Source organism: Halomonas sp. AOP12-B1-6 (assembly GCF_052379225.1).
Lineage (GTDB): Bacteria > Pseudomonadota > Gammaproteobacteria > Pseudomonadales > Halomonadaceae > Vreelandella > Vreelandella casei.
Genome location: NZ_JBQSYK010000002.1, coordinates 149292 through 162523, shown reverse-complemented (window position 1 = coordinate 162523; position 13232 = coordinate 149292). Strand labels below are relative to the sequence as shown.

Sequence of the window (13232 nt, the reverse complement as noted above, 5' to 3'; positions counted from 1 at the left end):
CGGCTGAGCAAGCATCATAAGGCGGCCACGCCTAGCGGAGTGGCCGAGCTATTAGGTGTTAACCCGTTGCTTACTCAACGGCAAGAGCCGCATCGATAATGGCCTGGCCATTAGGTACGTTCTCAGCAAAGTTTTTGTAGGAGGTCTCGCGGGCGATATCAAGCCAAGCGTTGTAGTCTTCTTCGCTCATGCTGACGACTTCAACGCCATTTTCTTCGTAGAGGTCGACCATTTCTTGATCAATCGCCGCCGCGGCGTCGGCGAAGAAATCCTGTGCCGATTTGCCAGCTTCCATCAGCGCCGTTTGCTGCTCCTCGTTAAGCCCCTGCCACACTTGCTCCGAGATCAAAATCGGCTCGTACATAAACCACAGTGCGAAGTCGCCTGGCTGGGTCAAACATTCAACCTGCTCGTAAAGTCGAAAGGAGATAAATGACATGGAGGACGTGTTGGCTGCTTCCAGCACGCCAGTTTGCATGGCGGTATAAATCTCAGAGGAGGGCATTGAGGCTATGGATGCGCCTGCCTCTTTCAGCATCTCTTCAAACGCAGGACCCGCCGCACGAATATTCTGCCCGCTCACGCTATCAGGTGACGTTATGCACTGCTCGCTGGAGGCAAAACCGCCAGACAACCAGGCGTCGGCAAGTACGCGCCCGCCACCTTCTAAAATGACATCTTTGATGAGCCGCATATATTCGGAGTCATTCAGGCGCTGGGCATGTGCCTGATTGCGCACTAAGCCCGGCATCAGCGTGGCAGAAAACTCAGGGTGGCGGCCGCTGGCGTAATCAAGCGGTAGCGACGTGATATCCAATCGGCCTCTCGCCAGTGCTCCCCACTGCTCGCGTGCTTTGAACAGTGATTGGCCAGGGTAAACTTCGATGGTCAGACCGACGTCCGCGGCGGCCACTTCGCGGGCCATGAGCTGAACCATTTCATCGCGCACATCCCCCTGGCCACCGGGGAATTGGTGCGAGGCGCGTAGTACGGTATCCGCAGAGGCATGAGAAGCCGCAATAGCAAGACCTAGTGCAGCCGCGGTAGGGATCAAATAGCGTTTCATGTGGCATCTCCAACACTTGTTGTTATGTTTTTGGATTAGCTTTTGTGTGTTCATCAGGCAAGCTGATATATATTTCAATAGCGGTTAACTGTGCTAATGTCAACTATATGGTCTTTTTAAATGCGTGAAATAAGCCACGATTCAGGAGGTAAAACATGACGGGCATTAAGCGTTCAAACGCACAGCGACTGAGAGATTCTCTCGAAGATGACATCATTAATGGCCGCCGTGTCCCTGGAGAGCGGCTCGACCCTGAGGCCTTGGGGCAGGCGTTTCAGGTCTCGCGCACGCCGGTGCGTGAGGCTTTTCAGCAGCTGGTTGCCAGCGGGTTGGTAACGGTGTCACCCAAGAAAGGCACCTTTGTGGCAAAAGTCGGAATCGACCAGTTGATCGAAATGTTTGAAGTCATGGCCGAGCTTGAAGGAATGTGCGGCCGCCTCGCTGCCCGCCGGATCACCGATCAGGAGCTGACGGCACTACGTGAAGCGCATCGACGGTGCGAAGCGGCTGCCTTAGCCGGTGATAGCGACGAGTATTATTATGAGAATGAAGGCTTTCACGACTGCATTTACGCCGCCAGCCACAATACTTTTTTGGCTAGCGAAGCGCGTCAGTTAAAGCAACGCCTCAAGCCCTACCGGCGCCTGCAGCTCCAGGTGCGCCAGCGGGTGCATAGCTCGCTGAGCGAGCATAAAACTATCGTAGAAGCGATTGAGAAGGGTGACCCTGTGGCGGCGCAGCAAGCATTGAGCGACCACGTGTTGATTCAAGGCGAGCGCTTTAGCGATTTCGTTTCTAGCGTGCGGCGTATGGAGGGGCCGCTAGAGCATACCGGTTAGATTTATCCCTATCGGTGGGGTAATGGCCCTTGCCGACATTGGGCTTTGCGCTGACACTCATAGCTATCGCCAACGCTTTGCTTCTTCCTACGCTGATTCCTCAGTGGAGAGTGCCTCATGCCTTTAACGGTCGCTTTGTTATCGCTCTGCCAAGCGCTGTTGGTCACCGGCAATGTATTGCTGATTGCTGTTTCGCCGCTGATTGGAGCGTCGTTAGCGCCCAGTTCCTCCTGGTCCACCGCACCGGTCGCCACCCAGTGGCTGGGGCTAATGTGCGCCACCATTCCTGCCTCGCTCATCATGGCCAGGCTGGGCCGTAAACGCGGCTTTATACTGGGTAACATCGTTGGGTTGGTGGGCGCGCTGGTCGCCGTGCAAGCGTTGATGAGCCAGCGTTTTGGGTTGTTCTTGCTGGCAACATGGTTGATTGGTATCGGCATTGGCTTTGGCCAGCTGTATCGCTTTGCCGCGGTGGAGGCGGCACCCGCCAAGCTACGTGATCGAGCGATTGGTTTGGTGATGGGCGGTGGCGTGCTGGCTGCCTTTGCTGGGCCTTGGCTAGCAAGGGTGAGTCGTGAGCTTGGCGACGTACCCTTTTTGGCGAGTTTTGTGGGCTTGGCCGCGCTCTACGCATTGGCGTTAGTGGTATTAATGCTAACAAGATTACCGCCTGCCTCGCGCACCCATGGTGAAGGCACCCCGCTGCCGCTGGGTAAGATACTCCGCCAGCCCGGCTTCATTGTGGCGGTGAGCGCGGCGATGGTCGGTTACGGTGTGATGAACCTGGCCATGACGGCCACACCGCTTGCCATGGCAGGGGCTGGGCACCACTTTAACCACGTTTCCATGACCATTCAGTGGCACGTGGTGGCGATGTTTTTACCCTCGTTCTTCACCGGCCATTTGGCCGCCCGCTTCGGCGCCAAGCAGGTCATTGTGGCAGGCTGCCTGCTGCTGGTGGCCAGTGCGTTGGTTGCCCAGTGGGGGATCGGTTTAGCCGGTTTCAATGTGGCGCTGATTCTGCTGGGTTTGGGCTGGAGCTTTACGTTCCTACCCGCTACTGGGCTGCTCACTGAAAGCTACCGCCCGGTAGACAAGGCGCGGACACAGGCCACCAACGAGTTTTTAGTGTTTGGCACCGCCGCCATCACTGCGTTGCTCGCAGGACCTTTGGTCAGCAGCTTGGGATGGGCGACGCTTAACCTACTGTTGATCCCCGCTGCGCTGGTGCCCTTGGCGGTACTGTTGTGGCAGCATCGCGCCAGTTTGGCACACGCTTAGAAATCCCCCGGCGCGCACTGTAGGCAGGTAAGCCCGAGTGCGCGCCACTGGGTGACCACGGCATCGCGGTCATCCAGCACCAGCCAGGGGGCGAAGCCGTCGCGGCGCATTTGATTGAGAAGTGCGGCTTTTACCTCTTCATCATCCACATGATCATCACCCTCAGGGCGTAGGTACATGGCATCGAAAGGAATGGTGTGGCGCTCTAGCCAGCGCTGGGTATGCGCTCTGTGGCTATCCGGCCGGCCGCTGCAAATCACAATCTGCTGACCTTGTGCCTTGAGCATTTTCACCAGCCTGACAACCGGCTCAATGACCGGCGCCTCGGCCATATGGGCGAAGAAGGGTTCCCACTGTTTTTGGCTACCCAGCACCCAGTCGCTGACCTGGTGGGGATGAAACTCGGCAAGGGTACCGTCAACATCAACAATTACTGCGGACATGCAAAACTCCTTAGTGGCGAAAAAGTGGCTGAGCGCGCATCGGCTTTAAGTCGGCGAGTCGTACAGAGGCGCTTACCCAGCAGCCTGCTCCACGTGTTCAATTCATGATCAGTAAGCTGAGTAAATAGCGGAACGGTCTGGGTAGCGCCTAACTGATCGGTGAGTGCCACCAAGTGCGAGGCACGCAGGTGCACATTCCAGCGCTGCGCGCTTATCTTTCCTGCGGCGAGCTGGGCGCAGCGTTCGGGCGTTAAATAGCCGGTATGCAGTAGATGATGATGGGGCCACTGATCTGGCGTGTCATCGCGGTCGCTAATCAGTTGAAGCGTGGCATTTGGGTCATTCTTACCTGTCAAAACGCGGGCAATGGCGGCATCGATGCCCGGGCGTCTTAGCGTGACAGGCTGGGCAAGCAGGCTTGCCAAGGCACGTCGTATTGCTGGATCAATCGCCAAACTTATTCCCTGTTGCAGGGCTAGCTGGCTAAGCCATAGCGCCAGCTCCAATGCGCGACCAGAGGTGGGAACGGGGAGCGCGAGCGGACGATGAAGCTGCTGGCGCAGCTGCTGATAGCACACTGCTTGCGGGGCATCGTAGCTGCCGTAAGAGCCGTCAAGTAGTGCAGTGGCGGCTTTGGGCGGCGTATCGAACGGGAACACCCGCGACTCAAAGCAAGCATCGCCGCTGTAAAATACGCCGTTGCCCATCGCTAAGTGCAGCCATACGCCCCCTAGCGAGTGGCCGGCTTGCCCCGTGGTGACGTCAATGCCTGCGACGTTTAGCGAGCCGCGCTCGGGCAATGGTCGCCAGGCGCGGCTAGGTGGCAGCGCCTGAGCGACCAGCGGCGTGCAGTACAGCGGCACATCGTCAGGCAGGTGGGCCACACCGCCAATATGATCGATATGATCGTGACTAATCAGCACTGCGTCTACATCAAGACGGTTGGCCCACGTGATGGTGTCACCGGGATGGAGCGCGCCGCCTGCATCCAGCAGCAGGCGTTTGCCGTTCGCCTCGACCACGATAGCGGCAGGGCCTTTGTCGCCTAAGCCGCTTAGAATGTCGATGTTGACGGTCATTGGTCGGGCTCCAGACACCAGCCTTGAAGAAGGGTGGCAGCGACTTGACTACCCAGTTCAGGTGCGCTGTGGTGATAGGCGAGCAGCGTTTCGCCGCTGGGCAGACGCAGGCTGAGCTCATAGCGCTCGCCACGAAAAATGACGCTTTCAACCTGAGCGGGCAGTTGATCTGCCATCGCAGCAGAGAGGCTGATCCGAATATGCTCGGGGCGTACCAGTACCGTTTGAGTGCGCTCGGACGCCATGGCATTCAGGCCGTGCATTAGACTGGCGCTCTCCAGGTGCTGCCCAGGGCGGCCAGCGGCGACGTTTAGCTGGCTGCCTTGGCCTATAAATCCCGCGACCCACGCTGTACGCGGCTCACGATAGAGCGTCTCCGGCGCACCCCACTGCACCAGTTTTCCGGCTTTCATGACGGCAATTTTGTCGGCTAGCGCCATCGCTTCGGTTTGATCGTGAGTGACGTAGACCAGGGTAGCGCCAGTGCGCTGATGAAAGTCACGGAAGCTGTGCTCCATGGTGGCGCGCAGGTGGCGGTCAAGATTGGCCAATGGCTCATCCAGCAGTACGACGGACGGGTCGCTGACCAGGCAGCGTGCCAGGGCCACTCGTTGGCGCTGGCCGCCGCTGAGAGCCTGGGGCGTTCGCTCGGCGTAGGCTTCAAGTTCCACCAAGGCCAGGGCTTGTTGCACCTTTTGCTGATACGCCGCCCCGCGCAGGCCGCGTAGTTTGACCGGATAGCCCACGTTGTCAGCCACGCTCATGTGCGGCCATAGCGCATAGGACTGGAACACCATGGCCATATTGCGCTGTTCGGGCGGTACATGAATCTCGGTACTTGCCAACGTGCGGTTGCCTAGTCGAATAGTGCCGTCGTTAACCGCCTCAAAGCCTGCCAGCATTCGCAGCATGGTGGTTTTGCCGCAGCCGCTGGGGCCGAGCAGCGCCACAAACTCACCAGGGGCAACCGCGAGGGATAGTTCATCGACGGCGGTATGTTCACCGAAACGTTTGGTGACACGCTCAATGGTTAGCCCGGTCATATTAGCTTTGTCAGTATTAGCTCTGCCATGGGATCACTCCTTTGGGTAGTCGTGGTGCCAGTAAACTAAGTGCCAGCATTAATGAAGCAACCATGATCACCACCAGCACTGAAACGGCGGAGGCCAGAACGCTTTCGCCACCTTCATCAAGATTGAAAATCAGCACGCCGAGGGTTTCGTTACCGGCGCTCCAAAGCAGCGCGGACACGGTGAGTTCGTTGACGGCTAATAAGAACACCAGCAGCCCACCGGCAAACACGGCGGGTGCCACCAGCGGTAGCACGATGCCGCCTAGCCGCCGCCAAGGGCCTGCGCCGGCTAGCTGGGCGGCTTCTTCAAGCGACGGGTCAAGCTGCGCTAAGCTGGCGGCCACGGGCTTGACGCAAACCACCAAAAAGCGCGCCAGATAGGCGATGAAAATAAGCCCCAGCGTGCCGTAGAGCGCCACATTAATAATCGGCAGTGGGCGTACAAACAGCAGAATGCAGGCAATCGCCAGCACCACGCCGGGAAGGGCGTAGGGAATTTCAATCGCGCTGAGCACTACGTCACGCAAGCGTTCGGGCAAGCGCTGTAATCGATACGCCAGCGGCAGGCTAAGCAGCATCAACACCACGGCGGCACTGCCCGCCAGCCATAGGCTATTGTTGACTGCCCGCCACGTTGCACCCTGGCGACCGATTACGTCGGCATAAGCGTTCAACGTGAGCGTTTCAGCGTTAAGCGGCACGCCCATGGCCGGTACCAGAGAGCTGGCGATAAGGGCGAGTAGCGGTGCGACTAAAATAACCACTAAGATGCCGACCAGCGTTGCCGTTACCAGCGTGCGCCAGCGGCCAAGCGTGAAATCATGCGAGCGGCCGCTATGGCCACCTAATCCAAAGCGGCTGCGGCTCATCAGGCGCTGCTGGAGTGCCACGCCGGTCAGCGCGAGTAAGCCAATCAGCAGTGACAGGGCGGCCATTTCAGCCAGCACGCCGGTGCCGAAACTGGCCATGCGCTGATAGATCAACGTGGGCAGCACAAAATACCCGGCAGGAATGCCCAGCATGGCGGGAATGCCGAAGTTGCCTAGGCTCGAAATAAACGCCATTGAGCCTCCGGCCACTAAGCCGCTGCGGGTAACGGGCAGGATAATATGGCCCCACACCTGGGTTTGCTTGGCGCCGCTAATGCGCGCGGCTTCGATAAGCTCGCGGGGCAGTGAAAGTAGACTAGTGCGCAGGGCCAGAAACACCAGCGGGGCGCTTTGAATACCTAGCAGTAAGGCAATGCCTTCCGCTGAGTAGAGCGGTTGAGGGCTGCCTAGCGGCGGTGCCATGCCCAGACTCTTTAATAGCGGGCTGGCTGGGCCAAAAAGCTGTAACCAGCTAAGCGCAGTGACCTGGGGTGGGATCATCATGGGCAGCATGAAGCAGAACACCAGCCACGATTTACCACGCACGTTGGTGAGCGTGATGGCAAACGCAAACAGGCTGCCCAGCACCAGCGCAATCAGCATGCCCAGCCCTGAGGTATACAGGCTGTGCCAGAGTGCACGCCAGGTGCTGGCGCTGTTGAGTACTTGCCACAGTGGAGACTGCCGGCCTTGAGCAAGGTCGCTCAAGGCCTCCATCAGCAGGCGCACGCTGGGCACTAGGCTAAGCAGCACAATGCCGATTAACAGGCTGGAAAGCAGCCAGCGATGCTGGCTGCTATAGGTCAGGGCAGATGTCATAATTACCCGCCGAATAAATCGCTAAAGCGCTGTTTCAACGTAGCTTCTTGTTCCAGAGCCTGCTCAATATCCACTGGCATCAGCGTAATGCTGTCGCGGGCAGGGAAGCCTTCGGGGGGCGTTACATCGTTGCGCGCAGGCAGATATCCCTGCTGACTCACCAGTGCTTGGCCCTGTTCGGAGAGCACGAAATCCACAAACTTCTGTGCGGCATCCACATTCTTGGCGTCCTGCATAATCGCCACTGGCTCAGTCACCGCGCTGACACCCTCTTCAGGGAACACAAACGCGACCGGCGAGCCTTTAGCCGCTTCACGAATGGGTAAGAAGTCGACCACGATACCGTAGGGCTTAGTGCCTGCGGCCACGGCGTTAAATACGCCACCATTGCCGCCCTGGGCTTCGGTACGATTGGCGTGCAGCGCGTCGTAGTAGTCAGCTCCAAGTGTCGGGTTGGCGCTGATGGCCGCCATATGGATTAACGCTGCGCCCGAGTAAAGCGGGCTGGGCATGGTGACGAGCCCCTCATAGTCGGGGCCCAACAGGTCTTGCCAGCTTTGCGGCTGGTGCTCAGCGCCGGTGTTATACACAATTCCAGTGGTGATCAGCTTGGTGCCGTAGTAGTAGCCCTCCGGGTCGTATAGCTCGGCGTCATGTGCCTGACGCTCATCGCTTAAGTAAGGCTGCAAAAGGCCTTCTTGTTTGAGCGACTCCATGGTCATGCTGTCGGCAATCAGCAGTACATCTGGATTGCTCACCCCCGCTGAAAGCTCTGAACGCAGCCGCGTCATTAGCCGCGTGGTGCCATCGCGCACCCACTCCACTTCAATGTCGGGATAGGCCGCTTGAAAGGCATCCACCGTTTGTTGGGCATCGCTGTTGGGCTGGCTGGTGTAGAGCACGAGCTTATCGTTAGCAACAGCCTGGAAAGAAACAGCAAGACTGGCTACCGCGACGGCAGTAACAAGGGCAGAAACCGGGATAGATAACAAAGGACGCTTCAACATGGGAAAACCTCAAGTGAGTGAACCCCACCTAAGCTACTGTCATCTGCTTACAACAAAGTGACAGTACGCTTTCGTTTGAAACTTTTTATCTTTCGTTCTCTGCTCTATTTGCTTTCGTTTCGTCGTGAGGTCTACATGCATCAGTTCGAACGTCGCCAGCTGTTGTTGCAGCGTATTCACTTAGAGGGCCGCCAATCGTTGGACGCATTGGCACATCTCTTTAACGTTTCGGTGCAGACCTTGCGGGGTGATATTCGCTACTTAGCCGATAAAGGCTTAGTGCTGCGTCGCCAGGGCGAAGTACTGCCGTTTCCCAAGCAGGAGAATATCGGCTATGACCAGCGCCAGATTGTTAATGTGGCGGGTAAAAGACAAATTGCAGCCCGCGCGGCAAACCTGGTGCAAGATCATCAGGCACTGTTTCTAGGCACCGGTACGACGGTTGAGCAACTGGCGGATGCGCTTAACGACAAGCAAGGCTTGCATATCATGACTAATAATCTGCATGCGCTGATTAAACTATGTCAGTTGAAGTGCGAATTAGTCGTGGCCGGTGGTCGCGTGCGCCGTCGCGATCAGGACGTCATTGGCGGCGATGCCTGGCGCTTTTTTCAACGCTACCGTGCCGATGTAGGCATTGTGTCGGTGGGCGGAATGGATAGCCATGGTCAGCTTTATGATTATAACGATGATGAAGCCATGGCCCGTGAAGCGCTGTTAGCCCACTCCAGTTACCGTGTGCTGGTGTTAGATAAAACCAAGTTTGATCTCCCTCTTCGCTGTACAGCAGGTCAACTAGGTGATTACGACGCGGTAGTTACCGATGTGCCGTTGCCCGATAAGTTAAGAAGCCCACTGGCGGCTCAGGGCATAATGTTTTTGGGGTAGCGGTGTACGGCCCTCGTGACTGCTATGCTTAAAGCCTATTACTGACGCGAGGATCGCAATCATGGCAGGTGGTTGGGCGAAGGATGGTGCCGAACAGGAGCAAATGGAGAGTACGCTTGACGATGCGGTACAGCGTGCGCGTAGCCAACTGCCACAGGGCGAAAGTCTTGAGGTTTGTGAAGAGTGTGGGGACCCCATTCCCGAGGCTCGCCGTAAGGCGATGCCTGGCGTTCGGCTCTGTGTAGCATGTCAGAGCGAGCTAGACAAAAAACAGTCGAATGTTAGTGGTTATAACCGCCGCGGCAGTAAAGACAGTCAGTTGCGTTAATGCCACTGAATCTGAATAGCTAGCTTGGTTGATTGACTATCCGGACCGAAATCTTGTCAGAGCAACGCTGCCCTTGAGCCGCGGGCAGGGTTGGAATCACTAATTAATAGCGACGGCAACAGTGCCCTTATCCGCCTTTAAGCGTTACCCTTTCAAAACTAACGTGTTTGAGTGTCGCCTTCACTAACGTGTTTGAGTGTCGCCTTCGGGCGGGAATATACGCAAAAGTTTCGTGAGGATCGAGCAGTGGAGATTGATCAAGATTACCGCGCCCTTAGCGTCGAAACGCTTTCAACAAGACTCGGCAGTATTGACGCGGTAGCCAGTCGAGTCGGCGGCGAATCCGCCGCTTGGGATATTCGTGAGGTAGGCGATGGCAATCTCAATCTAGTGTTTATTGTCTCCGGAAGCCTCGGCAGTGTCGTGGTCAAGCAGGCACTGCCCTATGTGCGCATGGTCGGTGAGAGCTGGCCGCTACCGACGTATCGCGCTCACTTTGAATATTACGCGCTGGTGCGTCAGGCCAAGCGCGCACCCGGTATTGCCCCAGAGGTTTACTACTTCGATAAGCCTCAGGCGCTGTTTGTAATGGAGTACCTCCACCCGCATACGATTCTGCGCCGCAAGCTAATGGCTGGCGAGCGAGTAGCCCAGCTTGGCGAAACTATCGGCCAATTCTGCGCGCGCACGGCGTTTCGTGGCTCAGAACTTTCGCTCAGCAGCCCTGAGAAAAAGCAGGATGTGGGGCTGTTTTCTGGCAACGTGGCGATTCCCGCGATTACCGAATCGCTGGTGTTTACCGACCCCTATTACGCCGCTGAAATGAATCACCACACGCCGGAGCTTTCACCGGTGGTGGATGAGCTGCGCCGCAACGCTCGCCTGAAAGCCAAGGTGCAGCGGCTGTTGATGAAATTCACCGCCAACACCGAGACCATGCTCCACGGTGATTTGCACTCGGGCTCGATCATGGCGACGGATACCGACGTGCGCGTGATCGACCCTGAGTTCTCCCAGTACGGGCCGATGGCGTTTGATCTGGGGATGGCGGTGGCTAACTTCCTAATGGCGTACTTTAGCCAGCCTGCCCACCGCCAGGATGACGAGCTGGCCGCTTACCAGACATGGATTCTCGACGTGATTGAAGCGTGCTTCACAAGCTTTGATGCCGAGTTCCGCCACTTATGGCAAACCGAGCGCACCGGTATTCTGTTTCCCAGAGCGCTGTTTGAGGAACAGGGCAACAGCGCAGACGACGCCTGCGATGCGCTGCTGGATGAAATTCGACTGGATGCGCTGGCTTACTGCGGTATCGAAATGCACCGCCGGGTACTTTCACTTGCCCACAACGCTGATTTCGAAGAGATTGAAGACCCCGCTCTTCGCGCCAAGCTTGAAGCACGCAACGTGTTGATGGGCCATGCCTTAATTATGGAGCCGGAGGCTTACGGCGACCTTTCTGCGCTAATGGAATTAGCTAAGGCTTACAGCCAACGAGAAGTGCTGTAACAACGTGTTATGAGATGGCAGCTATGAGCCGTTCGCGCGCTAAAGCTGCCTTCCTCGATTTACAACTTACTACTCATTACTCACTATTAACGACTCACCACTTAAAGCTGATCAATCCGATCAAACTTTCCAGCGATATCGCTTTCGGTCCAGTGGGGCACCCAGCCTTCTACGTTATCGAAAAAGCGTAGCGCGGTGAATTCAGGGGCAGGGCCCATATCGAACCAATGGGGGGTGTTGGCAGGCACGCTGATTAGGTCGTTGCGGGTGCACAGCACTTGATACACCTTGTTCTCAATATGCAGGCAGAAAAGCCCCTGACCTTTGACGAAAAAGCGCACTTCGTCTTCGTGATGGCGGTGCTCATTTAGGAATTTCTGGCGCATGGCGTCTTTTTCGGGATGTGTCGGTACCATATGCAGCACATCAACCGTCTGGTAGCCGCCCTGGGCTTTTAGCCGCTCAATGTCATCCTGGTAAAGCGCCAGTATGTCGTCCTGGGTAGCATCGTTTGCGATTTCGCCTGGCGTTGCCCAGCGCTCAAACAGCACGTTCACACGATTTAGCTCGGCCTTGATTTGCTCGCCGTCGCAGGTATCCACTAACGCATCGTTAGGATTCTGATCGGCAAATACTTTGAGTTGCGACATCAAAAGCGCTCCTATAAAAATGACGGGCCTAAAGGCTACAGAGTAATTTCGTCGAAGCTTGCGGCGCAAGCGTGCTGCGTACCCGCCTGAGTGCCTTCCCGCACTAGCTGCACTGTTTGCATGCCCGCCTGCTTGGCGGCGTCCAGCTCTTCTACCACATCGGATAGAAACAGGATTTCATCGGCGGGGAGTTGTAGCTTGCTGACAATATGCTGATACGCCAGGGCTTCTCGCTTGTGGCCAATATGGGTGTCGAAATAACCGCTGAATAGCGGTGTTAAATCGCCCTCTGTGCTGTAACCAAACAGCAGCTTTTGCGCCTGAATCGAGCCTGACGAGTAGACATAAAGTTGCTTGCCTGCTTCTGCCCACTGACGAAGGTGCGGGGCAACATCGCTATAAAGATGCCCTTTGAATGCACCGCGCTGATAGCCATCGGCCCATATCATGCCCTGTAGTGCTTTGAGCGGGGTGACTTTTTGATCGGTCTCAATCCAGTACAGCAGCGTTTCGATCACTTTATCCAGCGAGGCATCCGGTGCCTTGAGCTCAGCGCGCACGGCGGCTATCTGCTCGGCCACATCAGGCTGGGCTGAATGGCTGTGAACGAATTCGGGCAACTGCTCATGGGCGTAAGGAAACAACACTTTATGCACGAAGCTGATATCCGTGGTGGTGCCTTCGATATCGGTGATCACGGCGCGAATGTTTGGGGTATTCATATCTACGCTATCAAGACCTGGGTGTTTGTTCATTTAGACCACCGACTCTCTTCAAGGGTACAGGCAAGTAAAAACTCAATGGCTTCCAGATGGCGACGACACTCGGCAATGGTGCTGCCCACCGCATAAATACCGTGGCCCACGACTAGAAAGCCCCAGGGCATCGGCCAGCCAGCACGCACATGATCGGCCAGCTCGTTCATATCCTGAGAATTGGGCACAACCGGTAAGCGAATAGTGGCTGCATGGGTAGAGTTGCCCTGTAGGGCCTTTTGCATTTCAAAGCCGCTTAGCTCAATACCCTCTGGAAAGCGACGCGACAGGACGGTGCTGGCGACCGTATGGGTATGCAACACGCAGCCGATCGTTGGGTCCAAGCGGTAGAGCGCAGCGTGAAGGTCGCTTTCGGCGCTTGGCTTACCATCACCTTCAAGCACGCCACCGTCCAGGTTGCAAAGCAGCAGGTCGCTGGCCGTCACGCAGGTTTTATCAACGCCGGAGGCCGTCACTAGATAGCCTTTGTCGGTACGTGAAGAAAAGTTGCCGCCGGTAGCCGGCGCCCAGCCACGCTGGGCCGCCCAGGAAATCGCTGCTAACAGTTCGTCTTGTATGCTCATCGTAGAATCAGCGCCGCTTCGCTTCTAAAGGCCTTCATTCTAT

Annotated in this window: 14 protein-coding genes; 5 read left to right on the top strand and 9 right to left on the bottom strand. The window is 56.8% G+C overall.

Translation table 11 applies throughout. The features are described from left to right. Positions 1–70: 70 nt before the first annotated feature. A complete protein-coding gene (gene dctP / locus ACT3TR_RS06010; RefSeq protein WP_441686259.1) occupies positions 71–1066 on the bottom strand; it encodes a TRAP transporter substrate-binding protein DctP in 996 nt (331 codons plus the stop codon). A 155-nt stretch (positions 1067–1221) separates the two neighbouring features. Between dctP and ACT3TR_RS06005 the strand changes: the two genes are divergently transcribed. Continuing rightward, complete coding sequence (locus ACT3TR_RS06005; RefSeq protein ID WP_441686261.1) at positions 1222–1905, top strand: GntR family transcriptional regulator; 684 nt, start codon at positions 1222–1224, stop codon at positions 1903–1905. A gap of 117 nt (positions 1906–2022) precedes the next feature. After that, positions 2023–3186, top strand: a complete 1164-nt coding sequence (locus tag ACT3TR_RS06000) for an MFS transporter (RefSeq protein ID WP_444625004.1) — start codon at positions 2023–2025, stop codon at positions 3184–3186. Here the strand turns inward: ACT3TR_RS06000 and ACT3TR_RS05995 are convergent. Genes ACT3TR_RS05995 through ACT3TR_RS05975 form a run of 5 tightly spaced genes read right to left on the bottom strand, consistent with a single transcriptional unit; the run spans position 3183 to position 8475 of the window. Next, positions 3183–3629, bottom strand: coding sequence for a phosphatase domain-containing protein (locus tag ACT3TR_RS05995; RefSeq protein ID WP_096277731.1), 447 nt, complete (start codon positions 3627–3629; stop codon positions 3183–3185). The two genes, ACT3TR_RS06000 and ACT3TR_RS05995, sit on opposite strands and share 4 nt — an antisense overlap. Continuing rightward, positions 3617–4708, bottom strand: coding sequence for an MBL fold metallo-hydrolase (locus ACT3TR_RS05990; protein ID WP_444625005.1), 1092 nt, complete (start codon positions 4706–4708; stop codon positions 3617–3619). Before ACT3TR_RS05990 ends, ACT3TR_RS05995 begins: the two co-directional genes overlap by 13 nt. After that, positions 4705–5751, bottom strand: a complete 1047-nt coding sequence (locus ACT3TR_RS05985; protein ID WP_444625006.1) for an ABC transporter ATP-binding protein — start codon at positions 5749–5751, stop codon at positions 4705–4707. The genes ACT3TR_RS05990 and ACT3TR_RS05985 overlap by 4 nt, the downstream gene beginning before the upstream one ends. Before the next feature lie 16 nt (positions 5752–5767). Beyond that, positions 5768–7468 (bottom strand): ABC transporter permease, encoded by a 1701-nt coding sequence (locus ACT3TR_RS05980; protein ID WP_444625007.1) that lies wholly within the window; start codon positions 7466–7468, stop codon positions 5768–5770. A 2-nt stretch (positions 7469–7470) separates the two neighbouring features. After that, positions 7471–8475, bottom strand: a complete 1005-nt coding sequence (locus ACT3TR_RS05975; protein ID WP_444625008.1) for an ABC transporter substrate-binding protein — start codon at positions 8473–8475, stop codon at positions 7471–7473. 135 nt (positions 8476–8610) lie between these two features. On the opposite strand from ACT3TR_RS05975, the gene ACT3TR_RS05970 reads away from it, so the two are divergent. The 3 genes from ACT3TR_RS05970 (at position 8611) to mtnK (ending at position 11200) form a co-directional block, all read left to right on the top strand. Continuing rightward, positions 8611–9363: a DeoR/GlpR family DNA-binding transcription regulator gene (locus ACT3TR_RS05970; protein WP_444625009.1), complete on the top strand. Its 753-nt coding sequence runs from the start codon at positions 8611–8613 to the stop codon at positions 9361–9363. A gap of 61 nt (positions 9364–9424) precedes the next feature. Beyond that, positions 9425–9691: a DksA/TraR family C4-type zinc finger protein gene (locus tag ACT3TR_RS05965; protein ID WP_444625010.1), complete on the top strand. Its 267-nt coding sequence runs from the start codon at positions 9425–9427 to the stop codon at positions 9689–9691. A 171-nt stretch (positions 9692–9862) separates the two neighbouring features. After that, positions 9863–11200, top strand: coding sequence for an S-methyl-5-thioribose kinase (gene mtnK / locus ACT3TR_RS05960; RefSeq protein WP_444625011.1), 1338 nt, complete (start codon positions 9863–9865; stop codon positions 11198–11200). 101 nt (positions 11201–11301) lie between these two features. On the opposite strand, the gene ACT3TR_RS05955 is transcribed toward mtnK, so the two are convergent. From ACT3TR_RS05955 to mtnB, 3 genes are read right to left on the bottom strand one after another with little or no spacing between them, the layout of a single operon-like run. After that, the gene (locus tag ACT3TR_RS05955) at positions 11302–11850 is read right to left on the bottom strand and encodes a 1,2-dihydroxy-3-keto-5-methylthiopentene dioxygenase (protein ID WP_441686277.1); all 549 of its coding nucleotides are present in this window, start codon (positions 11848–11850) and stop codon (positions 11302–11304) included. Between the two features lie 35 nt (positions 11851–11885). Further along, entirely contained in the window at positions 11886–12605 is a 720-nt protein-coding gene (mtnC, locus tag ACT3TR_RS05950) for an acireductone synthase (protein ID WP_444625012.1), read from the bottom strand. Beyond that, a complete protein-coding gene (gene mtnB / locus ACT3TR_RS05945) occupies positions 12602–13189 on the bottom strand; it encodes a methylthioribulose 1-phosphate dehydratase (protein ID WP_444625013.1) in 588 nt (195 codons plus the stop codon). The genes mtnC and mtnB overlap by 4 nt, the downstream gene beginning before the upstream one ends. Between the last annotated feature and the right edge of the window lie 43 nt (positions 13190–13232).

Excerpts from the sequence above, each read along its gene's own strand:
- dctP (WP_441686259.1), bottom strand. The coding sequence starts at position 1,066 with ATGAAACGCTATTTGATCCCTACCGCGGCTGCACTAGGTCTTGCTATT.
- ACT3TR_RS06005 (WP_441686261.1), top strand. The coding sequence starts at position 1,222 with ATGACGGGCATTAAGCGTTCAAACGCACAGCGACTGAGAGATTCTCTC.
- ACT3TR_RS06000 (WP_444625004.1), top strand. The coding sequence starts at position 2,023 with ATGCCTTTAACGGTCGCTTTGTTATCGCTCTGCCAAGCGCTGTTGGTC.
- ACT3TR_RS05995 (WP_096277731.1), bottom strand. The coding sequence starts at position 3,629 with ATGTCCGCAGTAATTGTTGATGTTGACGGTACCCTTGCCGAGTTTCAT.
- ACT3TR_RS05990 (WP_444625005.1), bottom strand. The coding sequence starts at position 4,708 with ATGACCGTCAACATCGACATTCTAAGCGGCTTAGGCGACAAAGGCCCT.
- ACT3TR_RS05985 (WP_444625006.1), bottom strand. The coding sequence starts at position 5,751 with ATGACCGGGCTAACCATTGAGCGTGTCACCAAACGTTTCGGTGAACAT.
- ACT3TR_RS05980 (WP_444625007.1), bottom strand. The coding sequence starts at position 7,468 with ATGACATCTGCCCTGACCTATAGCAGCCAGCATCGCTGGCTGCTTTCC.
- ACT3TR_RS05975 (WP_444625008.1), bottom strand. The coding sequence starts at position 8,475 with ATGTTGAAGCGTCCTTTGTTATCTATCCCGGTTTCTGCCCTTGTTACT.
- ACT3TR_RS05970 (WP_444625009.1), top strand. The coding sequence starts at position 8,611 with ATGCATCAGTTCGAACGTCGCCAGCTGTTGTTGCAGCGTATTCACTTA.
- ACT3TR_RS05965 (WP_444625010.1), top strand. The coding sequence starts at position 9,425 with ATGGCAGGTGGTTGGGCGAAGGATGGTGCCGAACAGGAGCAAATGGAG.
- ACT3TR_RS05955 (WP_441686277.1), bottom strand. The coding sequence starts at position 11,850 with ATGTCGCAACTCAAAGTATTTGCCGATCAGAATCCTAACGATGCGTTA.
- mtnC (WP_444625012.1), bottom strand. The coding sequence starts at position 12,605 with ATGAACAAACACCCAGGTCTTGATAGCGTAGATATGAATACCCCAAAC.
- mtnB (WP_444625013.1), bottom strand. The coding sequence starts at position 13,189 with ATGAGCATACAAGACGAACTGTTAGCAGCGATTTCCTGGGCGGCCCAG.